Annotated in this window: 17 protein-coding genes and 2 tRNA genes; 17 read left to right on the top strand and 2 right to left on the bottom strand. The window is 70.2% G+C overall.

What is annotated here, in order from left to right:
• Positions 1-32: 32 nt before the first annotated feature.
• A tRNA-Gly gene (locus OG802_RS12040) sits at positions 33-103 on the bottom strand.
• Positions 104-268: 165 nt separating this feature from the next.
• Here OG802_RS12040 and OG802_RS12035 point away from each other — a divergent pair.
• The 5 genes from OG802_RS12035 to clpX all read left to right on the top strand — a co-directional run bounded on the left by OG802_RS12035 (position 269) and on the right by clpX (position 5,284).
• Positions 269-345: transfer RNA gene (locus OG802_RS12035), tRNA-Pro, on the top strand.
• A 204-nt stretch (positions 346-549) separates the two neighbouring features.
• Positions 550-1,953 carry a trigger factor gene (gene tig, locus OG802_RS12030; RefSeq protein ID WP_329409873.1) on the top strand — a complete coding sequence of 468 codons (1,404 nt, stop codon included), beginning with the start codon at positions 550-552 and terminating at the stop codon, positions 1,951-1,953.
• Between the two features lie 336 nt (positions 1,954-2,289).
• Entirely contained in the window at positions 2,290-2,898 is a 609-nt protein-coding gene (locus OG802_RS12025) for an ATP-dependent Clp protease proteolytic subunit (protein WP_030779489.1), read from the top strand.
• Between the two features lie 234 nt (positions 2,899-3,132).
• A complete protein-coding gene (locus tag OG802_RS12020) occupies positions 3,133-3,813 on the top strand; it encodes an ATP-dependent Clp protease proteolytic subunit (RefSeq protein WP_329409871.1) in 681 nt (226 codons plus the stop codon).
• A 181-nt stretch (positions 3,814-3,994) separates the two neighbouring features.
• Positions 3,995-5,284 carry an ATP-dependent Clp protease ATP-binding subunit ClpX gene (clpX, locus tag OG802_RS12015; protein ID WP_329409869.1) on the top strand — a complete coding sequence of 430 codons (1,290 nt, stop codon included), beginning with the start codon at positions 3,995-3,997 and terminating at the stop codon, positions 5,282-5,284.
• A gap of 67 nt (positions 5,285-5,351) precedes the next feature.
• On the opposite strand, the gene OG802_RS12010 is transcribed toward clpX, so the two are convergent.
• The gene (locus tag OG802_RS12010; RefSeq protein WP_329409868.1) at positions 5,352-6,347 is read right to left on the bottom strand and encodes a hypothetical protein; all 996 of its coding nucleotides are present in this window, start codon (positions 6,345-6,347) and stop codon (positions 5,352-5,354) included.
• Between the two features lie 136 nt (positions 6,348-6,483).
• Here OG802_RS12010 and OG802_RS12005 point away from each other — a divergent pair, with 136 nt between their 5' ends.
• From OG802_RS12005 to OG802_RS11950, 12 genes are all read left to right on the top strand, one after another.
• A complete protein-coding gene (locus tag OG802_RS12005; protein ID WP_329409865.1) occupies positions 6,484-9,108 on the top strand; it encodes a valine--tRNA ligase in 2,625 nt (874 codons plus the stop codon).
• Between the two features lie 129 nt (positions 9,109-9,237).
• A complete protein-coding gene (gene folC / locus OG802_RS12000) occupies positions 9,238-10,770 on the top strand; it encodes a bifunctional tetrahydrofolate synthase/dihydrofolate synthase (protein WP_329409862.1) in 1,533 nt (510 codons plus the stop codon).
• An 8-nt stretch (positions 10,771-10,778) separates the two neighbouring features.
• Entirely contained in the window at positions 10,779-11,144 is a 366-nt protein-coding gene (locus OG802_RS11995; protein WP_329409860.1) for a DUF4233 domain-containing protein, read from the top strand.
• 94 nt (positions 11,145-11,238) lie between these two features.
• Positions 11,239-11,652, top strand: a complete 414-nt coding sequence (gene ndk, locus OG802_RS11990) for a nucleoside-diphosphate kinase (RefSeq protein ID WP_240868984.1) — start codon at positions 11,239-11,241, stop codon at positions 11,650-11,652.
• A gap of 234 nt (positions 11,653-11,886) precedes the next feature.
• On the top strand, positions 11,887-12,906 hold the full coding sequence (locus OG802_RS11985) for a rod shape-determining protein (protein ID WP_020127820.1): 1,020 nt from the start codon (positions 11,887-11,889) through the stop codon (positions 12,904-12,906).
• A gap of 221 nt (positions 12,907-13,127) precedes the next feature.
• Positions 13,128-14,066, top strand: a complete 939-nt coding sequence (gene mreC / locus OG802_RS11980) for a rod shape-determining protein MreC (RefSeq protein ID WP_329409853.1) — start codon at positions 13,128-13,130, stop codon at positions 14,064-14,066.
• Between the two features lie 15 nt (positions 14,067-14,081).
• A complete protein-coding gene (gene mreD, locus OG802_RS11975) occupies positions 14,082-14,753 on the top strand; it encodes a rod shape-determining protein MreD (RefSeq protein ID WP_108999418.1) in 672 nt (223 codons plus the stop codon).
• Between the two features lie 155 nt (positions 14,754-14,908).
• A complete protein-coding gene (gene mrdA, locus OG802_RS11970) occupies positions 14,909-17,158 on the top strand; it encodes a penicillin-binding protein 2 (RefSeq protein WP_329409851.1) in 2,250 nt (749 codons plus the stop codon).
• The gene (gene rodA, locus OG802_RS11965) at positions 17,155-18,354 is read left to right on the top strand and encodes a rod shape-determining protein RodA (protein ID WP_329409849.1); all 1,200 of its coding nucleotides are present in this window, start codon (positions 17,155-17,157) and stop codon (positions 18,352-18,354) included. Before mrdA ends, rodA begins: the two co-directional genes overlap by 4 nt.
• A gap of 114 nt (positions 18,355-18,468) precedes the next feature.
• Positions 18,469-20,043 carry a CYTH and CHAD domain-containing protein gene (locus OG802_RS11960; RefSeq protein ID WP_329409848.1) on the top strand — a complete coding sequence of 525 codons (1,575 nt, stop codon included), beginning with the start codon at positions 18,469-18,471 and terminating at the stop codon, positions 20,041-20,043.
• Positions 20,044-20,167: 124 nt separating this feature from the next.
• Complete coding sequence (locus tag OG802_RS11955; RefSeq protein WP_329409846.1) at positions 20,168-22,123, top strand: TIGR03960 family B12-binding radical SAM protein; 1,956 nt, start codon at positions 20,168-20,170, stop codon at positions 22,121-22,123.
• Between the two features lie 288 nt (positions 22,124-22,411).
• Complete coding sequence (locus tag OG802_RS11950) at positions 22,412-23,557, top strand: hypothetical protein (protein ID WP_329409844.1); 1,146 nt, start codon at positions 22,412-22,414, stop codon at positions 23,555-23,557.
• Positions 23,558-23,578 lie beyond the last annotated feature (21 nt).

Here is a 23,578-nt window from a genome sequence, read left to right as displayed (position 1 = left end):
AACACCCTCCGACCTGGCCCTACGCTCTCCCGAGCGGGCGACGGGAATCGAACCCGCGTAGCTAGTTTGGAAGACTAGTGCTCTACCATTGAGCTACGCCCGCACACGACGCGCCGCAGGTCAGCGACCGCGGCACTGCAGGCATCGTAGCGGGTCCGGGGCCGGTGTCGCACACCGCCTTTTCCGCCCCCGCCGCCGTCCGCCCGGGGGCTCGGTGAATGCGGCGGCCGGAGAGCCTGGGGGCATGTACCCTACGTCTCGCACCAGACGGGGTGTGGCGCAGCTTGGTAGCGCGTCCGCTTTGGGAGCGGAAGGCCGTGGGTTCAAATCCCGCCACCCCGACCACCGACCTCGGTCGCCGCCGACCGATCCCGACCGACTCCGCGGCCACCTCGCTTGATCGCCTTTGGGGCGTGTCGTCGCTGCCGTTACTATGCAAGCTGCACGCCCGTGCGTCCTCATTCTCTGAAGTCCTCCGGGCGGCGAATCCGTCGGAGCCGGTCTGGCTCCGGCAGAAACCAAGAAGTCAGCCCCCAAGGAGACCGAACCGTGAAGAGCGCCGTGGAGACCCTGAACCCGACCCGGGTTCGGCTCAGCATCGAGGTGCCCTTCGAGGAGCTCAAGGACAGCCTCGACGCGGCGTACAAGAAGATCAACCAGCAGGTCACGGTGAAGGGCTTCCGCAAGGGCAAGATCCCCGCCCGGGTCATCGACCAGCGCTTCGGCCGTGGCGCCGTGCTGGAGGAGGCCGTCAACGACGCGCTGCCGAAGTTCTACACGGAGGCGGTCAACGAGGCGGAGATCGACGTCCTCGGCCAGCCCGAGGTCGACATCACGGAGCTGAAGGACGGCGAGACGCTGAACTTCACCGCCGAGGTCGACATCCGTCCGTCCCTCGAGCTCCCCGAGGACTTCTCCTCCATCGAGGTCGAGGTCGACGCCGTCGAGGTCACCGAAGAGGACGTCGACAAGTCGGTCGAGCAGCTCCGCGAGCGCTTCGCCTCGACCTCCCCGGTCGAGCGCGCCGCCGAGGACGGCGACGTCGTGACGGTGGACCTGGAGGCCAAGGTCGACGGCGAGGTCCTGGAGGACGGCGTCGCGAGCGGCGTCTCCTACACCATCGGCTCCGGTGAGCTGCTGGAAGGCATCGACGAGGCCGTCAAGGGCCTGGAGGCCGGTGGCGAGACCACCTTCACCTCCGAGCTGAAGGGCGGCTCCGCGGCCGGCAAGGAGGCCGAGGTCACCGTCAAGGTCACCCAGGTCGCCGCCCGCGAGCTCCCCGCGCTGGACGACGAGTTCGCGCAGCTCGCCTCCGAGTTCGACACCCTCGACGAGCTGAAGGCCGACAGCCGCAAGCGCCTCGAGAACATGAAGCAGTACGACCAGGCCACGCAGGCCCAGGAGCGCGTCCTGGAGAAGCTGCTGGAGCTCGTCGAGGTGCCCGTCCCCGAGAAGCTCCTCGAGGACGAGGTCAACACCCGCAAGCACAACCTGGAGCACCACCAGCTCGGTCAGATGGGCCTCGACCTCGACAAGTACCTGGAGATCCAGGGCAAGTCCGCCGAGGAGTTCGAGACCGAGACCCGCGAGGCCGCGGTCAAGGGCATCAAGACCCAGTTCGTGCTCGACGAGCTCGTCAAGCGCGAGAAGCTGAACGTCAACCAGGAGGAGCTCACCGAGCACCTCATGCGCCGTGCCGCCTCCTCCGGCATGTCCCCCGACCAGTTCGCCCAGGCGGTCGTCGAGGGCGGTCAGGTCCCGCTGCTGGTCGGCGAGGTCGCCCGCGGCAAGGCGCTGGCCACGGTTGTCGAGTCCGCCACGGTGAAGGACACCAACGGCGAGGTCATCGACCTCGACGACGAGGACGACGAGACCGACGCCGCCGCCGAGGGCACGGAGTCCGCGGAGGCCGCCGCCGAGGCGGAGACCTCCGAGGAGAAGACCGAGGGCTGAAAGGCCTCGCGTCGCCTCTGACGCAGACCTGAGCACATCTGAGGGGCCCCGGACGGAATCGGAATCCGAATCCGTCCGGGGCCCCTCATGCCGTGTGCGCATGCCGTGTGCGACGCCGTGCGCGCGTGCGTCCGCGTCCGGGGGCCGCAGGACCCTGTGCGCCCCCGGCCGACTACGCCCCCGGCGAACACTCTCCTCTCCGGGATTCCCCGAAGGGACCCGCGCGTTAGGGTCCATGAGTACGAGGGCAGGGGAGTCCCCGAGCCCCAGGCAGTACACGTGAGACGGCCCGGCGCCGTCGCAAGACGAGCAGGTGGATACGACGTGACGAATCTGATGCCTTCCGCCGCCGGCGAGCCTTCCATTGGCGGTGGCCTCGGCGACCAGGTCTACAACCGGCTGCTCGGCGAGCGGATCATCTTCCTCGGCCAGCCGGTCGACGACGACATCGCCAACAAGATCACCGCACAGTTGCTGCTCCTTGCCGCCGATCCGGACAAGGACATCTACCTCTACATCAACAGCCCCGGCGGCTCCATCACGGCCGGCATGGCGATCTACGACACCATGCAGTTCATCAAGAACGACGTGGTGACGATCGCCATGGGCCTGGCCGCCTCCATGGGCCAGTTCCTGCTCAGCGCGGGCACCCCCGGCAAGCGCTTCGCGCTGCCGAACGCCGAGATCCTGATCCACCAGCCCTCCGCGGGCCTGGCCGGATCGGCCTCGGACATCAAGATCCACGCCGAGCGTCTGCTGCACACCAAGAAGCGCATGGCGGAGCTGACCTCGCAGCACACCGGCCAGTCGGTCGAGCAGATCACCCGCGACTCGGACCGCGACCGGTGGTTCGACGCGTTCGAGGCCAAGGAGTACGGCCTCATCGACGACGTCATCCCGACGGCCGCCGGCATGCCGGGCGGCGGCGGTACCGGGGCGGCCTGAGGGTCGCCGCTGACGGCGGCAGGGCCGCCCAGGGAACTCCCCGGAGCCTCCTGAGCCCCTGACCCCTCCGAGGCCCCAGGCAGTCCGCTGAGGCCTCCGGGGGCCCGGCAAGCCCCTCGGGGCCGCCGGGCCGCCCGGAGCCTCCCCAGCGGGCGCCCGGGAGCCCCGCAAGCCGTCAGAGCCCCTCTCCAGCCCCTCCAGTCCACCGCCCCAGCCCCCTTTCCAGGAGACATCGTGAACGACTTCCCCGGCAGCGGCATCTACGCCCGCACCGAGGCCGAATACACCGGTCCCCGCGCCGAGTCCCGCTACGTCATCCCGCGCTTCGTCGAGCGCACCTCCCAGGGCATCCGCGAGTACGACCCGTACGCGAAGCTGTTCGAGGAGCGCGTGATCTTCCTCGGCGTGCAGATCGACGACGCCTCAGCCAACGACGTCATGGCGCAGCTGCTGTGCCTGGAGTCGATGGACCCCGACCGGGACATCTCGGTCTACATCAACAGCCCCGGCGGCTCCTTCACGGCGCTGACCGCGATCTACGACACCATGCAGTTCGTGAAGCCCGACGTCCAGACGGTCTGCATGGGCCAGGCGGCCTCCGCCGCCGCGATCCTGCTGGCCGCCGGCACGCCGGGCAAGCGGATGGCGCTGCCGAACGCGCGCGTGCTGATCCACCAGCCGTACAGTGAGACCGGCCGCGGTCAGGTCTCCGACCTGGAGATCGCCGCCAACGAGATCCTCCGGATGCGCGCGCAGCTGGAGGACATGCTGGCCAAGCACTCGACCACGCCGATTGAGAAGATCCGCGAGGACATCGAGCGCGACAAGATCCTCACGGCCGAGGACGCGCTGTCGTACGGCCTGATCGACCAGATCATCTCCACCCGGAAGATGAACAACGAGTCTCTGCGTTGACGCCCGGGGCCGCCTCGTTCGGGCCCCCTCGGCACGGTGTGACACGGTCCACGTCGCAGTGAACCGTGCCAAGGGGGGCCCGAACGGGGGGCCGGGCAAGGTACCGTCGGAATAAGGCAGCACCAGGAGCCGCTGGATTCGTAAGCGTCCAGTCGTCTCCCAGGCGAAGGGGAAGCACACCGTGGCACGCATCGGTGACGGCGGCGATCTGCTCAAGTGCTCGTTCTGCGGCAAGAGCCAGAAGCAGGTCAAGAAGCTCATCGCAGGGCCCGGTGTCTACATCTGCGACGAGTGCATCGACCTCTGCAACGAGATCATCGAGGAAGAACTCGCGGAGACGAGCGAGGTCCGCTGGGAGGAACTCCCCAAGCCCCGCGAGATCTACGAGTTCCTCGAGGGCTACGTGGTGGGCCAGGAGCCCGCCAAGAAGGCCCTGTCGGTCGCGGTGTACAACCACTACAAGCGCGTCCAGGCCGGCGAGAACGCAAGCGCCCAAGGGCGTGAGGACGCCATCGAGTTGGCGAAGTCCAACATCCTCCTGCTCGGCCCCACGGGCTCGGGCAAGACGCTGCTCGCGCAGACCCTGGCGCGCATGCTGAACGTCCCCTTCGCGATCGCCGACGCGACGGCGCTCACCGAGGCGGGTTACGTCGGCGAGGACGTCGAGAACATCCTGCTGAAGCTGATCCAGGCGGCCGACTACGACGTCAAGAAGGCCGAGACCGGGATCATCTACATCGACGAGATCGACAAGGTCGCGCGCAAGAGCGAGAACCCCTCCATCACCCGCGACGTGTCGGGCGAGGGCGTCCAGCAGGCGCTGCTGAAGATCCTCGAGGGCACCACCGCCTCGGTCCCGCCGCAGGGCGGACGCAAGCACCCGCACCAGGAGTTCATCCAGATCGACACCACGAACGTGCTGTTCATCGTGGGCGGCGCGTTCTCCGGTCTGGAGAAGATCATCGAGACCCGGGCCGGCGCCAAGGGCATCGGCTTCGGCGCGACGATCCGCTCCAAGCGCGAGCTGGAGTCCAAGGACCAGTTCGAGGCCGTCATGCCCGAGGACCTGGTCAAGTTCGGCATGATCCCGGAGTTCATCGGCCGTCTGCCCGTCATCACCTCGGTCCACAACCTGGACCGCGAGGCGCTGCTGCAGATCCTGATCGAGCCGCGCAACGCGCTGGTCAAGCAGTACCAGCGGCTCTTCGAACTCGACGGCGTGGAGCTGGACTTCGAGCGTGAGGCCCTGGAGGCCATCGCCGACCAGGCCATCCTGCGCCAGACCGGCGCGCGCGGCCTGCGCGCGATCATGGAGGAGGTCCTCCAGGCGGTGATGTACGAGGTCCCGTCCCGCAAGGACGTGGCCCGCGTGGTCATCACGGCGGACGTGGTGCTCTCCAACGTCAACCCGACCCTGATCCCGCGCGACGCCCGCGGCGGCCGCGGCCCGGGCGAGGCGAAGACCGCCTAGCCGGCATGCGTACAGGAGGGGCCCCGGTCACCGACCGGGGCCCCTCCTGTACGCGCGGAGCGGGTCGTCACACCCCGACGCGGATCTGCTCGCGCAGCCGCTTGGTGATGTCGATCGCCACGTCCTTGCTGACGTCCTTCGTGGCGTCGCCCGGCGACACCATGGCGATGGTGCTGTAGTCCGCCCAGGCGCAGAACCAGTCGGTCTTCTCCTTCTGGGTGACCTTGTTCTTCCCCTTGGCCGCCTGGCACTTCATGACCGCGCCGTCGAGGTCGGCCTTCTCGGCCTCGCCGATCAGCTCGCCCTTGTCGGCCTCCGCGGAGCCGGACGAGCTCTTCTCGGACGACTTCTTGAAGTTGGCGAAGAACAGGTCCAGCGTCGCCTCCGGGTCGGCGATCTTGCCGTAGGCGCCGGCGAAGGTGATGGTCTTCGAGGTGGCCAGCTCGGACGCGTCGGGCGCGGTGCTCGGGTCGGCCGGGTCGTACCCGCTCAGGTCCGCCGTCGTGTAGACGCCGATGACGGACTTGCCGTCCTGGACGCCGGTCTTCGCCAGGTCGGCGGCCGAGTCCTTGCCGGCGCTCGCGCCGTCGTCCGTGACCCGGTTGTAGTCGGTCAGGGCGGTCCCGGGGGTCGTCAGTGTGTGCGGGCCGTCGTCCTTGAGGCCGCCCGCGCCGCCGCCTCCGCCGATCACGAGGTAGGCGCCGACGCCCAGCGCGGCCACGACCGCGACCGCGCCGACGACGATGGCGGCCGTCTTCTTGCCGCGGCCGCCCGCCGGCGGCTGCGGGACGCCGTAGGGGGGCTGGGGCTGGCCGTAGGGCGGCTGCTGCCCGTAAGGGGGCTGGCCGTACGGCGGCTGCTGGCCGTAGGGCGGGGCCTGCGGGGGCACGCCCTGCGGGGGCTGCGCCGGATAGCCGTAGCCGGGCTGCGGGGCGGTGGGCGGCTGGGGGTAGCCGTAGCCGGGCTGCGGCGCCTGGGGCGGCTGACCGTACGGACCGGGCTGGCCGTACGGTCCGGGCTGCTGGGGCTGCCCACCGTACGGGCCCGGCTGGTTGTGACTCATTCCTGGGTTCCCCTCCAGATGCTTATGCGTTTTTCACATCCTGGCGCAGAGCCCCCGCGGGCACGGCAGTGGGGGCCCCACCGTTACAGAGGAAACACGTTTCGGGACCGCGCGGTGACACCCCTAAACTGGGCCCGTGACCGAGAACGCTCAGCAGCAGCCATCAGCGCCCCACACCGAACTGCCGACCCAGTACGCGCCGGCCGACGTAGAGGGGCCGCTGTACGAGCGCTGGGTGGAGCGGGGCTACTTCGAGGCGGACGCCAAGAGCGAGAAGCCTCCGTACACCGTCGTCATCCCCCCGCCCAACGTCACGGGCAGCCTGCACCTCGGGCACGCCTTCGAGCACACCCTCATCGACGCGCTCACCCGCCGCAAGCGCATGCAGGGCTTCGAGACCCTCTGGCAGCCGGGCATGGACCATGCCGGCATCGCCACGCAGAACGTCGTCGAGCGTGAACTCGGCAAGGAGGGCAAGTCCCGTCACGACCTCGGCCGGGAGGCGTTCGTCGAGCGCGTCTGGCAGTGGAAGGGCGAGTCCGGCGGCCAGATCAGCGGCCAGATGCGCCGTCTGGGCGACGGCGTCGCCTGGTCGCGCGAGCGCTTCACGATGGACGAAGGGCTGTCGCAGGCCGTCCAGACCATCTTCAAGAGGCTCTACGACGACGAGCTGATCTACCGCGCCGAGCGCATCATCAACTGGTGTCCGCGCTGCCTGACGGCGATCTCGGACATCGAGGTCGAGTACCAGGACGACGACGGCGAACTCGTCTCCATGAAGTACGGCGAGGGGGACGCCACCATCGTCGTCGCCACCACGCGCGCGGAGACGATGCTCGGCGACACCGCCGTCGCCGTCCACCCCGACGACGAGCGCTACAAGCACCTGGTCGGCACGGAGATCCGTCTGCCGCTGACCGACCGCTCCATCCCGGTCGTCGCCGACACCCACGTCGACCCCGAGTTCGGCACCGGCGCGGTCAAGGTGACGCCGGCGCACGACCCGAACGACTTCGAGATCGGCCAGCGCCACAACCTGCCGTCGCTCACCGTCATGGACGAGCACGCGGTCATCACCGCCCACGGCCCCTTCCAGGGCCTGGACCGGCTGGAGGCCCGCTCCGCCATCGTCGCCGCCCTGCGCGCCGAGGGCCGGATCGTCGCCGAGAAGCGCCCCTACGTCCACTCCGTCGGCCACTGCTCGCGCTGCAAGACGACGATCGAGCCGCGCCTGTCCATGCAGTGGTGGGTCAAGGTCGGTCCGCTGGCGAAGGCCGCCGGCGACGCCGTCCGCGACGGCCGCGTCAAGATCCACCCGCAGGAGATGGAGAAGCGCTACTTCGACTGGGTCGACAACCTGCACGACTGGTGCATCTCGCGGCAGCTGTGGTGGGGCCACCGCATCCCGGTCTGGTACGGCCCGAACGGCGAGGTCGTCTGCGTCGGCCCCGACGACGAGGCGCCCACCGGTGAGGGCTGGCGTCAGGACACCGACGTCCTCGACACCTGGTTCTCCTCCGGCCTGTGGCCGTTCTCCACGCTCGGCTGGCCCGAACAGACCGAGTCGCTCGCGAAGTTCTACCCGAACTCCGTCCTGGTCACCGGCTACGACATCCTCTTCTTCTGGGTCGCCCGGATGATGATGTTCGGCCTGTACGCGATGGACGGCACCCCGCCGTTCCGCACCATCGCCCTGCACGGCATGGTCCGCGACCAGTTCGGCAAGAAGATGTCGAAGTCCTTCGGCAACGCGGTCAACCCGCTCGACTGGATGGACAAGTACGGCTCCGACGCGCTCCGCTTCACCCTCGCGCGCGGCGCCAACCCCGGTGTCGACGTCCCGATCGGCGAGGACTGGGTCCAGGGCTCGCGCAACTTCGCCAACAAGATCTGGAACGCCACCCGCTTCGCGCTGATGAACGGCGCCACTGTCGACGGACCGCTGCCGGACGCCGAGAAGCTGTCGGCGACCGACCGCTGGATCCTCTCCCGTCTCAACTCCGTCGTCGCCGAAGTCGACGCGCTCTACGAGGACTTCCAGTTCGCGAAGCTCTCCGACACGCTCTTCCACTTCGCCTGGGACGAGGTCTTCGACTGGTACGTCGAGCTGTCCAAGACGACGTTCATGGCCGGCGGCGAGCCCGCGAAGGTTTCCGGCCGCGTCCTGGGCGAGGTCCTCGACGTCACGCTGAAGCTGCTGCACCCCGTCGTCCCGTTCGTCACGGAGACGCTGTGGACGACGCTGACCGGCGGCGAGTCCGTCGTCGTCGCCGAGTGGCCGACCGACTCGGGTTTCCGGGACGCCGCGGCGGAGCGTGAGATCGAGAGCCTCCAGTCGGTGATCACCGAGGTCCGCCGCTTCCGTGCCGACCAGGGCCTCCAGCCGGGCCAGCGGGTCCCCGCCCGCCTGACGCTCGACGGCACGGCGCTGGCGTCCCACGAGGCCGCCATCCGGCAGCTGCTGCGCCTTCAGCCCGAGGGCGAGAGCTTCTCCGCCACGGCGACCCTGCCCGTCGCGGGCGCCACGGTCGCCCTCGACCTGTCGGGCACCATCGACGTGGCCGCGGAGCGCAAGCGCCTGGCCAAGGACCTCGCGGCGGCCGAGAAGGAGAAGGCCCAGGCCCACGCCAAGCTCGGCAACGAGGCGTTCCTCGCCAAGGCCCCGGACAACGTGGTCGACAAGATCCGCGGACGCCTCGCCAAGGCGGACGAGGACATCGCCCGCATCCAGAGCCAGCTGGAGCGCCTGCCGCAGGCGTAGGACACCGCGACGGACGAAGGCCCCCGGGACCGGCACACCGCCGGCACGATTCCGGGGGCCTTCGCCCTTCTCCGTCCGTCTCCGCCACCTCCGCCCGCCTCTGTCACCGCCCGTCCGTAGACTGACCCCGTGAGCGAGCTCCCCCCGAACGGCAACCACGACGACCTGCCCGCCCCCTTCGACCCCCTCGATCCCTTCGACGAGATCATCGCCGAGGAGACCGACCGCGATCCCGATCTCGCGGTCATCGAGGCAGGCAGCCGCACCCTGCGCACCCGGGGCGGCGCGCCGCAGGCCGATGTGCCCGCGCGCCCCGAGGATCCCGAGGTCGACAAGGCCCTGCGCGAGGTCGAGGCGGAGCTGGCCACCCGCTGGGGCGAGACCAAGCTGGAGCCCTCCGTCGACCGGATCGCCGCGCTGATGGACGTGCTGGGGGACCCGCAGCGTTCCTACCCGTCGATCCACATCACGGGCACCAACGGCAAGACGTCCACCGCCCGCATGATCGAGGCGCTGCTCGGCGCGTTCGAGCTGCGCACCGGCCGGTACACGAGCCCGCACGTGCAGTCGATCACCGAGCGGATCAGCCTGGACGGCGCCCCGATCTCCGCCGAGCGGTTCATCGAGACGTACCGGGACGTCAAGCCGTACGTCGACATGGTCGACGCCGCGCAGGAGTACCGGCTGTCGTTCTTCGAGGTGCTCACCGGCATGGCGTACGCCGCGTTCGCCGACGCGCCCGTGGACGTGGCCGTGGTGGAGGTCGGCATGGGCGGCTCGTGGGACGCCACGAACGTGATCGACGGTGACGTCGCCGTCGTCACGCCCATCGACCTGGACCACACCGACCGGCTGGGGGAGACGACCGCCGAGATCGCCGCCGAGAAGGGCGGGATCGTCAAGCAGGACGCCACCGTCATCCTCGCCCAGCAGCCCGTCGACGCGGCGCAGGTGCTGCTGAAGAAGGCCGTCGAGGTCGATGCGACCGTGGCCCGCGAAGGGCTGGAGTTCGGCGTGGTCGCCCGCCAGGTCGCCGTCGGCGGCCAGCTGGTCACCCTGCGCGGGCTGGGCGGCGAGTACCCCGAGGTGTACCTGCCGCTGCACGGCCCCTACCAGGCGCACAACGCGGCCGTCGCGCTCGCCGCCGTCGAGGCGTTCTTCGGCGTCGGCTCGCAGCGGCCCGAGCCGCTCGACATCGACACCGTCCGCAAGGCCTTCGCCGCCGTCACCTCGCCGGGCCGCCTCGAAGTCGTCCGCCGTTCCCCGACCGTCGTCCTGGACGCCGCCCACAACCCGGCCGGCGCCCGGGCCACCGCCGAGGCCGTCCGGGAGGCGTTCGACTTCTCCCGGCTGATCGGGGTGGTCGGGGCCAGCGGCGACAAGAACGTGCGCGGGCTCCTGGAGGCCTTCGAGCCGATCTTCGCCGAGGTCGTGATCACGCAGAACGCCAGCCATCGCGCGATGGACGCCGACGAGCTGGCCGCGATCGCCGTCGAGGTGTTCGGCGACGACCGCGTCCAGGTCGAGCCGCGGCTGCCCGACGCCCTGGAGGCGGCGATCACGCTCTCCGAGGAGGAGGGCGAGTTCTCCGGCGGAGGCGTCCTGGTCACCGGTTCCGTCATCACCGTCGGCGAGGCGCGCCTGCTCCTCGGGAAGGGCTGAGGCCCGCCATGCGTACGCTCTGCTCCTCGACCCTGATCGGCGAGTTCTTCGTCATCGGCTTCGCCGGCCTGGTCGCCATGAAGGACTCCGACCTGTCCCCGTCCACGGTGTGGACGGTGTGCGGCATCGCCATGCTGCTCAGCGTGCTGCTGTGCGGCATGGTCACCCGGCCGGGCGGGGTCGCCCTCGGCTGGGCGCTGCAGATCGCCCTCGTCGCGTCCGGCTTCTTCGTCCCGGTCATGTTCTTCATGGGCGTGCTCTTCGGGGCGCTGTGGTGGGCGTCGGTGCACTACGGCAGAAAGGTCGACGAGGCCAGAGCCCGCTTCGCCGCACAGGCCTCCGCGACCTCTGCGGATACCGCTGACGCTGCGTGACGAGCGCCCGGACCGGACCTGTAACCTCATCCCACCGCACCTGGCGGCGCCAGAGCACCGGCGCCGGAACACCGGCAGTAGAAGGAGCCCCCTCGTGACCCAGCGCACCCTCGTCCTGCTCAAGCCCGACGCCGTCCGTCGTGGCCTGACCGGCGAGATCATCAGCCGTATCGAGCGCAAGGCCGGCTGGCAGATCACCGCGCTGGAGCTGCGCACGCTGGACCAGGACACGCTGGAGCAGCACTACGGCGAGCACAAGGGCAAGCCGTTCTACGAGCCGCTGGTGCAGTTCATGGCCTCCGGTCCGGTCGTGGCGCTGATCGTCGAGGGCGAGCGGGTCATCGAGGGCGTGCGCGCCCTGGCCGGCCCGACGGACCCGATCGCCGCCGCCCCCGGCTCCATCCGCGGCGACTTCGGCGTCATCGTCCGGGAGAACCTGATCCACGCCTCGGACTCCGAGGAGTCCGCCGAGCGCGAGGTGAAGATCTTCTTCCCCGGCCGGGCCTGATCCCGCTGCGGTCGCGGAAGGGGCTGAAGCGGGCGATCGAGGGAACGTGAGCCCCCGAACGCCCGTCTCCGGAAGCGAACCCGCACAGCATCTGCAAACAATGGCGGAGACCGCTCCGCCGTGTCCGTGCAGGCGCGTTTACGATGGAAGCCTTCACGTCACAGCACCCACCTCGCCGACCTGATAAGCCCTCAAAGCTCATGGAAGGCCAGTCGAATCCTGATGGGGAACTCAATGTCGTTCATCGGCCGTGACATGGCTGTCGACCTCGGGACCGCCAACACGCTGGTGTACGTCAGGGGTCGCGGGATCGTACTCAACGAGCCGTCCGTCGTCGCGATCAACACCAACACCGGTGGCATTCTCGCGGTCGGCGCCGAAGCGAAGAAGATGATCGGGCGCACGCCCGGCAACATCGTTGCCGTGCGTCCGCTGAAGGACGGCGTGATCGCCGACTTCGAGATCACCGAGCGGATGCTCCGCTACTTCATCCTGAAGATCCACAAGCGGCGGTATCTTGCTCGGCCGCGGGTCGTCGTCTGTGTGCCCTCGGGCATCACGGGCGTCGAGCGCCGTGCCGTCATCGAGGCGTCGACCCAGGCCGGCGCCCGCCAGGTGCACATCATCGAGGAGCCCATGGCCGCGGCCATCGGCTCCGGCCTGCCGGTCCACGAGGCCACGGGCAACATGGTGGTGGACATCGGCGGCGGCACCACGGAGGTCGCGGTCATCTCGCTCGGCGGCATCGTCACCGCCCAGTCCATCCGCGTCGCCGGCGATGAACTGGACAACGCGATCATCCAGCACATCAAGAAGGAGTACAGCCTCCTCCTCGGTGAGCGGACCGCCGAACAGATCAAGATCACGATCGGTTCGGCGTACGACCTCGACGACGACCAGCACACCGAAATCCGTGGCCGCGACCTCGTCTCCGGACTGCCCAAGACCGTCGTCATCTCGGCCGCCGAGGTGCGCAAGGCGATCGAGGAACCGGTCAACGCGATCGTGGACGCGGTGAAGACCACCCTCGACAAGTGCCCGCCGGAGCTGTCCGGCGACATCATGGACCGGGGAATCGTTCTGACCGGCGGCGGAGCCCTGCTGCGCGGCCTGGACGAGCGGCTGCGCCGGGAGACCGGCATGCCCATCCACATCGCCGAGGACCCGCTGGACAGCGTCGCCCTCGGCTCCGGGAAGTGCGTCGAGGAATTCGAGGCGCTCCAGCAGGTCCTGGACGCCGCGCCGCGCAGATGACGTAACGCTTCGATTCCGCCGTACGAGATGATCTCCTCTCGTGCGGCGGATCGTTGATATCGCGGCATAGGCTCCCATAAAGCGCCCTCGGCCATCCCGGCCCGGGGCTGCCGCAATTCCCGATCCGCACCCGAACATCGCATTCCGACAACTGCTCCACCCCACCTGCTTCCTGATTTCTGTTCTGGTATTTCTCTCGAGGAAGGGCACGGCCGCCGCACGTGAGGGACACACGAGAGAGCCGGCTGCTCCTGGTGCTGCTGATCGCCGTAGCGTTCGCGCTGATCACGGTGGACATCCGGGGCGGGGAGGACTCCCCGGTCGACGGCGCCCGGCAGGCCGCGGCCGCCGCCTTCGGCCCGATCGAGAACGGAGTGTCGTCGGCGGTGGACCCCGTCGGCAACGCCGGCTCGGCCGTCCGCGACTCCGGGGAGCGCCACGACCGGCTCACCGCGCTGGAGAAGGAGAACGCGGCGCTCAAGGCGAAGCTCGGCAGCGACGACCGCAACCGCAGCCGGCTGGCGCAGCTCGACAAGATGCTGAAGATCGCCGGCACCGGCCAGTACGGCATCAAGGGCGCGGAGGTCATCGCGATAGGAGCGGCCCAGGGCTTCTCCTGGACGCTCACCATCGACGTCGGCGCCAACGACGGCGTCAAGCGCGACATGACGGTCCTCAACGGGGACGGACTGGTCGGACGGGTCACCACGGTCGGCCCCGACACCGCGACCGTGCTGCTGGCCAGCGACCCCGACTTCACCGTCGGCACCCGCATGGAGGCGTCCGACGAGCTCGGCTTCGCCTCCGGGCAGGGCGACCGCCCGCTGCGCGTCGAGCTGCTCAACGGCAAGGCCGACGTGAAGAAGGGCGACCGGCTGGTCACCTTCGGCTCGCAGGCCGACAAGCCCTTCGTGCCAGGCGTCCCCGTCGGCGTCGTCTCCCGCGTCGACCCCTCCGGCGGCGACCTCACCCGCACCCTCTACGTCACGCCGTACGTCAGCTTCACCAAGCTCGACATCGTGGGCGTCGTCGTCGAGGCCCCGAAGAAGGACCCGCGCGACACCGTGCTCCCCTCCAAGCCCAAACCGGTCCCCACGCCGACGGTGACCGTCACGGTCACTCCGAACGCGAACGCACCCGTAGACGGCCAGCAGCAGTAGGAGCTGACAACCCCCATGCGCGTCAACCGGATCCTGCTCTCCGTCCCGCTGGTCGTCGTCGCCCTGGTGATCCAGGTGAGCGTCCTCGCCCGCCTCCACCTCCCGGGCGCCGTCCCCGACCTCCTCCTGCTCACCGTCCTGGGCCTGGCCATGGTGTACGGCCATGTCGGCGGCGCCCTCATCGGCTTCGGCGCCGGCCTGCTGGCCGACCTCGCGCCGCCCGCCGACCACGCCGCCGGACGCTACGCCCTCGTCCTCTGCGTGATCGGCTACCTCGCCGGGCTGATCAAGCCCGAGACCGGGCAGATCAAGTCGGCCACCGGGCCGATGGTCGTGGTCGTCGCCGCCGCCGTCGGCTCCACCCTGCTGTACGCCGGGGTGGGCGCCCTAGTCGGCGACACCGCCGCCCGCCACGTGGGCCTCACCGGGCTGCTGTTCACCGCCGCCCTGTACGACCTGCTGCTCGCCCCGTTCGTGGTCCCCGCGATCATGTTCCTGGCGCGCCGGGCCGACAACGACCCGCTCGCCGAGACCAACTCCGCCGCCAAGAGCCCCGACATCTCCTCCGGCTGGCTCTCCTCCGGCACCGGCCTGAGGATCGGCGGGCAGCGCGGCGGGCTCAAGCTGAAGGCCGCCCGGTCGCGGGCCACGCGGGCCGGACGCATCAAGGGGGTCAAGCGGCTGTGAACGCGGGCGTCCGCGCGCCGAGCGCGCCGGTGGAGGAATCACCCGAACGAGGAAGAACAGGCGGAACGAGGCCGCACGGACCGGTCGTTCATCATTCGTCCGCGCACACACGTCCGCGCACCGCGTCCGCGCACTGAGAGGGGGAGACAGCCGCAGTGACCAACATTCCCGAGACCGGTCGGACCCCACGGGTGCAGATCCGGCTCGTCGTGATCCAGATCCTCGTCCTCTCCCTGCTCGGCACCCTCGGCGGACGCCTGTGGTACCTGCAGATCCGCGAGGGCGCGGCCTACGCCAAGGAGGCCTCCGGCAACCATGTGCAGCAGGTCGTCGAACCCGCGGTGCGCGGTTCGATCCTGGACGCGCGCGGAGTGGCCCTGGCCGACAACGAGACGCGGCTGGTCGTCTCCGCGTCCCGCACCGAGCTGCTGAAGCAGAAGGACGACGGCAAGGCGGTCCTGGCCAAGCTCGCGGGCGTCCTCGGCATGAAGCCCGACGAGGTCGCCCAGAAGGTCCGCCTGTGCGACGCGAAGACGCCGCAGCCCTGCTGGAACGGCTCGCCCTACCAGCCGATCCCGATCACCGACGAGGCGACCGCCAAGCAGGCCCTGCAGATCCGCGAGCGCGCCGAGGACTTCCCCGGCATCACCGCCGAGCCCGAGGCCGTGCGCCGCTACGCGGCCCCCGGCAACGCCAACACCGCCCAGGTCCTCGGCTACCTCTCCCCGGTCACCGACGAGGAGATCACCAAGGCCCAGGACACCGACTCGCCGTACCTGCGCTCCGACCAGGTCGGCCGCAGCGGGCTGGAGCGCCAGTACGACAAGCAGCTGCGCGGCAAGGCCGGCGTCACCCGTTACGAGGTCGACAACCTCGGCCGTGTCATCGGCCAGGCCGAGGCGGACGCGGCCCAGCCCGGCTCCAACCTCGTCACCAGCATCGACGCCCGCGTCCAGCGGGTCGCCGAGTACGAGCTGAACAACGCGATGAAGATCGCCCGCACCCAGTTCGACAAGATCACCGGCGAGAACTACAAGGCCGACTCGGGCGCCGTCGTCGTGATGGAGGCCAAGACCGGGCGGGTCGTCGCCATGGCGTCCGCCCCGGCCTACGACCCCAACGTCTGGGTCGGCGGCATCTCCGCCAAGGACTACAAGAAGCTCACCGGCAAGAACTCCGACTACCCGCTGCTCAACCGGGCCATACAGGGTCAGTCCGCGCCCGGTTCGACGTTCAAGGTGGTCTCCACGGCCGCCGCGGTCGAGGCGGGCTACGAGTGGGACGGCGGCTACCCCTGCACCAGCTCGTACTCGGTGGGCGGCCAGGTCTTCAAGAACTTCGAGGGGGAGAGCTTCGGCCCCATCTCGCTGGGCCGGGCCCTCGAGGTGTCCTGCGACACCGTCTTCTACGGCCTCGCCGACCGCGAGTGGAAGAAGGACGGCGGCATCAACCCGAAGAAGGGTGAGCCCAAGGACTACTTCTACAAGGCCGCGCACCAGTTCGGCCTCGGCAAGGAGACCGGCCTCGACCTGCCCAACGAGGTCACCGGACGGGTCCCGGACCGCCAGTGGAAGGAGTCCTACTGGAAGGCCAACAAGGACTCCTGGTGCAAGTCCGGCAAGAAGGACGGCAGTTACGTCGAGAAGATCGCCTACGAGAACTGCCTCGAAGGCAACAAGATGCGCGAGGGCGACTCGATCAACTACTCCATCGGTCAGGGCGACACCCTCGTCACCCCGATCCAGGAGGCCGTGATCTACGGGGCGATCGCCAACGGCGGCACCATGTACACCCCGACCATCGGCAAGGCGATCGTCAGCGCCGACGGCCGGACCGTCCAGGAGATCAAGCCCAAGCCCAAGGGCAGGCTGCCCGTCACCAAGGCCACCATCAAGGGCATGGACGCGGCCCTGGAAGGCGTGGTCACCCGCGGTACCGCCGCCTGGAAGTTCGGCGGCTGGCCGCAGGACAAGATCCCGCTGCACGCCAAGACCGGTACCGCGGAGGTCTACGGCAAGCAGACGACGTCCTGGCTCGCCACGTACAGCAAGGACTACACGGTCGTCATGACGATCGCCCAGGCCGGTACCGGTTCGGGCGCCTCCGGTGAGGCCGTGCGGCACATCTACAACGCGATGTACGGCGTCTCCGACGACGGCAAGATCGACAAGAAGAACGCCCTGCTGCCCACCCCGCAGGTGGGTCTGCCGAAGGTCCAGGCGGACGGCACGATCAAGTCGCCCAAGGTCTCCAAGGACCCGGCCAAGGAGCAGCGCGCCAGCCAGCAGACCGCGCCGGAGCCGGACGGGACGCAGACGGCGGGCACCGTGCAGCAGAACACCGCCGCCAACCGCGACACCCGCCGCCGACGACGGAAGAAGGGAAGCCGGAGGATGCGCACATGACCGGCGTGAACAGTTTCTCCGTCTCCGGATACGGGCCCGCCCGGGCCGGCTGGACACGGGTCTTCGCCCGTGACTCGATGGCCCGCCGGCTGGACTGGCCGATACTGCTGTCGGCGATCGCGCTGTCCCTGATCGGCTCGCTGCTGGTCTTCTCGGCGACCCGCAACCGCACCGAGATCAACCAGGGCGACCCGTACTACTTCCTCGTCCGGCACCTGATGAACACCGGCATCGGGCTCGCCCTGATGATCTGCACGATCTGGCTCGGCCACCGCACGCTGCGCAACGCGGTGCCGGTCCTGTACGGCCTGTCCCTCCTGGGGATCCTCGCGGTGCTCACCCCGCTGGGCTCCACGGTCAACGGCGCTCACTCCTGGATCGTGCTCGGCGGCGGCTTCTCGCTCCAGCCCTCGGAGTTCGTGAAGATCACGATCATCCTGGGCATGGCGATGCTCCTCGCGGCCCGGGTCGACGCGGGCGACAGGCCCTACCCCGACCAGCGCACGGTGATGCAGGCGCTCGGGCTCGCGGCCGTGCCCATGCTGGTCGTCATGCTGATGCCCGACCTCGGGTCGGTCATGGTCATGGTGATGATCGTGCTGGGCCTGCTGCTGGCCTCCGGCGCCTCCAACCGCTGGGTCTTCGGACTGCTCGGGGCGGGCGCGGCGGGCGCGATCGCCGTCTGGCAGCTCCACATCCTCGACGAGTACCAGATCGCCCGCTTCGCCGCCTTCGCCAACCCCAGCCTCGACCCGGCCGGCGTGGGCTACAACACCAACCAGGCGCGCATCGCGATCGGCTCCGGCGGCCTCACCGGCGCCGGACTGTTCCACGGCTCGCAGACCACGGGTCAGTTCGTGCCCGAGCAGCAGACCGACTTCGTCTTCACCGTCGCGGGCGAGGAACTCGGCTTCATGGGCGCGGGCCTGATCATCGTCCTGCTCGGCGTGGTCCTGTGGCGCGCCTGCCGCATAGCGCGGGAGACGACGGAGCTGTACGGCACGATCGTCGCCGCGGGCATCGTGGCCTGGTTCGCCTTCCAGTCGTTCGAGAACATCGGCATGACCCTGGGGATCATGCCGGTGACGGGCCTGCCGCTGCCGTTCGTGTCCTACGGAGGCACGTCGATGTTCGCGGTGTGGGTGGCGGTGGGGCTGCTGCAGTCCATCCGGGTGCAACGGCCGATGTCGGCCTGAGCGCCTCGGCACCCCGCGGCACCTCGTCGTTTGCCTCTGCGGGCCCCACCGCGGGCCGCCGTCCGGGTCCGGCGCACACTGACGCCCGGACCCGGGTGCGGCTAGATTCGGTTCATGGCGGAGACGAAACGCGAGATCGAGCGCAAGTACGAATCCGACGAGGGCGGGCTGCCCGACCTGACCGGGGTCGCCGGAATCGCCACCGTCCTCGACAAGGGCGTCACCGAGCTGGACGCGACCTACTACGACACCTCCGACCTGCGGCTGGCCGCGGCCTCGATCACCCTGCGCCGCCGCACCGGCGGCTCCGACGCGGGCTGGCACCTGAAACTCCCCGTCGAGACCGGCGTCCGCGACGAGATCAGATCACCGCTCTCGGACACCGTGCCCGAGGAACTCGTCCGGCTCGTCCGCTCGCGGGTCCGCGAGGGCCGGCTGGTGCCGGTGATGAGGCTGCGCTCCAGCCGGGACGTGCGGGAACTCGTCGACGGCAAGGGCCGACCGCTCGCCGAGGCCAGCGTGGACGCCGTGCGCGCCGACCGGCTGTTCGGCGGCGAGGGCAGCACCCGGTGGACCGAGATCGAGGTGGAACTCGCCGACGGCGCCGATCCGGCCTTCCTCGACAAGGTCGACAAGCGGCTGCGCAAGGCCGGCGTCCGGCCGTCGGCGTCGTCCTCCAAACTGGCGAGGGCGCTGAGCGAGACGGCGTCGAAGAAGAAGCGGGCGCAGAACAAGCGGGCGCGGCACGAGGGGGCGCAGAAGAAGACGTCGGCCGCCGGGCGCATGCCGGTGGGGGAGAAGGCCGGCGCGGGCGCTCCCATGACGGCGGGTGACCATGTCCTCGCGTATGTGCGCGCCCAGCGGGACGCGATCGTCGCCCTCGACCCGGCCGTCCGCCAGGAAGCCCCCGACTCCGTGCACGACATGCGCGTCGCGACCCGGCGGCTGCGCAGCACCTTCCGCACCTTCCGCAAGGTCCTCGACCCGGCCGTCACCGCCCCGATCGCCGACGAGCTGAAGTGGCTCGCGGGCGAACTGGGCGCCGGCCGCGACCAGGAGGTGCTCGACGAGCGACTGGCGGCCGCCCTCGACGACCTGCCCCGCCCGCTCGTCTCCGGCCCGGTGGACGCGCGGCTGCGGGCCTGGGCGCAGGCCCGTCACCGTGACGCGCGCCGCCGGCTGCTCGGGGTCCTGGACTCGCCGCGCCATCTGACCCTCCTCGACGCGCTGGACGCCCTCGTCGCCGACCCGCCGCTGCTGGAGGCCGCCGGACGCAAGCCGGCCAAGGTACTGGCCAAGGCCGTGCGCAAGGACTTCAGGAAGGTGTCCGCGCTGATCGGGCAGGCCCTGGAACAGCCGGCCGGCCAGGCACGCGACGTCGGCCTGCACGAGGCGCGCAAGAAAACCAAGCGGACCCGCTACGCGGCGGAGACCGCCGTCCCCGCGCTCGGCGGCTCCGCCAAGGCGCTCGCCAAGTCCATGAAGTCGCTGCAGAGCCTGCTCGGCGACCACCAGGACAGCGTCATGGCCCGCCGGACCCTGCGCGAGCTGTCCGCCGTGGCGCACGCGGCGGGCGAGAGCGCGTTCACCTACGGGGTGCTCTACGGGAGGGAGGAAGGGCGGGCCGGGTCGGCGGAGGAGGCGCTGCCCGACGTCTGGAAGCGGGTCTGCGAGCAGATGGAGGTGTGAGGACCGGCCGCGCGGGACGTCTCGCGGGCGGGGGATGCCTCCGGCCGGGTTACGCTAGATGGTCACCCTCCCCCGAGCCCCGCGCCGGGGGGATCCCCGGTCAGCTCACGAAGGTGCCCCCGCGATGTCTGTCGAGTCGGTCTTCCCGCAGCTCGAAGCACTGCTCCCGCATGTGCAGAAGCCGATCCAGTACGTGGGCGGCGAACTCAACTCCACCGTCAAGCCCTGGGAAGCGTGCGACGTCCGCTGGGCGCTGATGTACCCGGACGCGTACGAGGTCGGTCTGCCCAACCAGGGCGTCATGATCCTCTACGAGGTGCTCAACGAGCAGGAGGGCGTCCTCGCCGAGCGCACCTACAGCGTGTGGCCGGACCTGGAGGCGCTGATGCGGGAGCACGCCGTCCCGCAGTTCACCGTGGACGGCCACCGCCCGGTGAAGGCCTTCGACGTCTTCGGCCTGTCCTTCTCCACGGAGCTGGGCTACACCAACATGCTGGCCGCCCTCGACCTGGCCGGGATCCCGCTGGAGGCCCGGGACCGCGGTCTCGACGACCCGATCGTGCTGGCCGGCGGGCACGCCGCCTTCAACCCCGAGCCGATCGCCGACTTCATCGACGCGGCGGTCATCGGCGACGGCGAGCAGGCCGTGCTCGACATGACGAAGATCATCCGCGAGTGGAAGGCGGAGGGTCGGCCCGGCGGCCGCGAGGAGGTCCTCTTCCGCCTCGCGAAGACGGGCGCGGTGTACGTCCCGCGATTCTACGACGTCGAGTACCTGCCGGACGGCCGGATCGCGCGCGTCGTGCCGAACCGGTCGGGCGTGCCGTGGCGGGTGTCCAAGCACACGGTCATGGACCTCGACGAGTGGCCCTACCCCAAGCAGCCGCTGGTCCCGCTCGCCGAGACGGTCCACGAGCGCATGTCGGTGGAGATCTTCCGCGGCTGCACCCGCGGCTGCCGCTTCTGCCAGGCCGGCATGATCACCCGCCCGGTGCGCGAGCGGTCGATCACCGGCATCGGCGACATGGTCGAGAAGGGCCTCAAGGCGACCGGCTTCGAGGAGGTCGGACTGCTCTCCCTGTCGAGCGCCGACCACAGCGAGATCGGCGAGGTCGCCAAGGGCCTCGCGGACCGCTACGAGGAGGACAAGATCGGGCTGTCCCTCCCCTCGACCCGCGTCGACGCCTTCAACGTGGACCTGGCGAACGAGCTGACCCGCAACGGCCGCCGCTCGGGCCTGACCTTCGCGCCCGAGGGCGGCTCGGAGCGCATGCGCAAGGTCATCAACAAGATGGTCTCGGAAGAGGACCTGATCAGGACCGTCTCCACCGCCTACGGCAACGGCTGGCGCCAGGTGAAGCTGTACTTCATGTGCGGCCTGCCCACGGAGACCGACGAGGACGTCCTCCAGATCGCCGACATGGCGATGAACGTGATCGCCGAGGGCCGCAAGGTCTCCGGCCAGAACGACATCCGCTGCACCGTCTCCATCGGCGGGTTCGTGCCCAAGCCGCACACCCCGTTCCAGTGGGCCCCCCAGCTCTCCGCCGAGGAGACGGACGCCCGCCTGCAGAAGCTCCGGGACAAGATCCGCGGCGACAAGAAGTACGGCCGCTCGATCGGCTTCCGCTACCACGACGGCAAGCCCGGCATCGTCGAGGGCCTCCTCTCGCGCGGCGACCGCCGCATCGGCGCGGTCATCCGGGCCGTCTACGAGGACGGCGGCCGCTTCGACGGCTGGCGCGAGCACTTCTCCTACGACCGCTGGATGGCCTGCGCCGACAAGACGCTGCCCGCGTTCGGCGTGGACGTCGACTGGTACACGACGCGCGAGAAGACGTACGAGGAGGTCCTGCCCTGGGACCACCTGGACTCGGGCCTCGACAAGGACTGGCTCTGGGAGGACTGGCAGGACGCCCTCGACGAGACCGAGGTCGAGGACTGCCGCTGGACCCCCTGCTTCGACTGCGGGGTGTGCCCGGCGATGGACACCCGTATCCAGATCGGCCCCACGGGCAAGAAGCTCCTGCCGTTGACGGTGAAGCAGCCCGCGGGCAGCGGCCACGCCCACGGTCACTGAGCGGCGCGCGACCCCGGACCTCAACCCGGCCGGGCGCGCGGCGTACCCCTGAGGGGGCGTCCGACGCCCGGGCGGCCGGGGCGGCAGCCGGGCTCGGTTCGATCGATGCCCGGCGGCGAGCCCACGCGTCGGGACCGTCGCCGGGGCGGCTTCTTCGAGGGCCCGGCCGGAACGCGGAGGGCGGGACGCCGCCCCTGACATGCCCTCAGGAGCACGTCACCTGACGGGCGTCGGCACCCGTCCCGGCGTGTGTGCATCCGCTCGGCCGGCTGTAGCGTCTACGTCCATATGGACCTGCAGAAACCGCCCGCAGCCCCGTCGCCCGCGTCACCGGCGGGCCGGCCGTCCGGGCAGGCGCCCGAGGGGTGTCTCGTCGTGGCGATCCGGCTGCCCGTGCGCATCGTGGTGCTCGTGCTGGTCGTGCCGGTGCGCATGGCCTGGGACGCCCTCGTCGTCGGCGGACGCCTCCTGCGGGACACGGTCCTCAGGCCCTTCGGGCGGGCCCTGCTCTGGCTGGGCAAGGCGCTGTTCGTCTGGCCGCTGATCGGTATGTGGCGGTACGTCGTCGCGCCCCTGGGCCGCGCGCTCGCCTGGCTCGGACACGTGCTGCTGGTCGTGCCCGCGGTCTGGCTTCACCGCCGGATCCTCACCCCGGTCGGGCACGGCCTCGTGTGGCTGGCGCGGGGAGTGGGAGCCGGGGCGGGGTGGGTGTACGCGCGCGTGCTGACGCCGGTCGGGCACGCCGTCCTGTGGCTGCTGAGGGGGATCGGGGCGGTGGCCGCGGCCGTCGGCTCCGGCCTGTACGGCGCGGGGGCGTGGCTGGTCAGGTACCTCGTCGTCGTGCCCGCCCGCTGGCTGTACACGTGGTCGATCGCACCGGTCGGGCGGGCGCTCGCCTGGTGCGCGCGGGGGGTGTGGCGGCTCCTGGGACTGTTGGCCGGCGGGATCGGCCTCGCCCTCTACTGGACCGCCCGGATCCTGCTGGTGCTGCCCGCGCTCGCCCTGTGGCGCTGGGTGCTGGCCCCCGTCGGCCGCGTCCTCGCCGTCGTCGCACGGGAGGTGGGGGACGCCCTCGGGCACGCCTGGCGGATCGCCGGCCGTATCTCGCTCGCCGTCGGCCGGTTCCTCGCCACCGTCCTGAGGTGGACCTTCGTGGAGCCCGTGCGCTGGGCGTACCGGACCGTGCTCACCCCGGTCGGTCACGTCGTGCGGGACGCCGTGCTGCGCCCGGCGGCGCAGGCGGCCCGCAGCGTGGGCAGGGTGTCCCGGCAGGCCCTCGCCGCCGCCCGGGAGACGGCCCGCCAGACCCGCGCCGACGTGCGCCGCATGCTCTTCGGGGAGCCCGCTCCGCGGGAGGCGGTCGCCCGCCGGGAACCATCGGCGGGCGAGGCACGTACTCTTGGTAGCAGTACGACCGCTCTCACGAAGGACTGAACGACACTGGGCAAGCGACAG

It is taken from the genome of Streptomyces sp. NBC_00704 (assembly GCF_036226605.1).
Lineage (GTDB): Bacteria > Actinomycetota > Actinomycetes > Streptomycetales > Streptomycetaceae > Streptomyces.
Note: the sequence above shows the minus strand (reverse complement) of the source record. Positions and strands in the feature narration are given on the sequence as shown.

Bases quoted from the DNA above. Each gene is read 5' to 3' on its own strand.
- OG802_RS12025 (WP_030779489.1), top strand. From the start codon at position 2,290: ATGCCTTCCGCCGCCGGCGAGCCTTCCATTGGCGGTGGCCTCGGCGAC.
- OG802_RS12010 (WP_329409868.1), bottom strand. From the start codon at position 6,347: ATGAGTCACAACCAGCCGGGCCCGTACGGTGGGCAGCCCCAGCAGCCC.
- OG802_RS11995 (WP_329409860.1), top strand. From the start codon at position 10,779: ATGCGTACGCTCTGCTCCTCGACCCTGATCGGCGAGTTCTTCGTCATC.
- OG802_RS11985 (WP_020127820.1), top strand. From the start codon at position 11,887: ATGTCGTTCATCGGCCGTGACATGGCTGTCGACCTCGGGACCGCCAAC.
- mreD (WP_108999418.1), top strand. From the start codon at position 14,082: ATGCGCGTCAACCGGATCCTGCTCTCCGTCCCGCTGGTCGTCGTCGCC.
- rodA (WP_329409849.1), top strand. From the start codon at position 17,155: ATGACCGGCGTGAACAGTTTCTCCGTCTCCGGATACGGGCCCGCCCGG.
- OG802_RS11960 (WP_329409848.1), top strand. From the start codon at position 18,469: ATGGCGGAGACGAAACGCGAGATCGAGCGCAAGTACGAATCCGACGAG.
- OG802_RS11955 (WP_329409846.1), top strand. From the start codon at position 20,168: ATGTCTGTCGAGTCGGTCTTCCCGCAGCTCGAAGCACTGCTCCCGCAT.
- OG802_RS11950 (WP_329409844.1), top strand. From the start codon at position 22,412: ATGGACCTGCAGAAACCGCCCGCAGCCCCGTCGCCCGCGTCACCGGCG.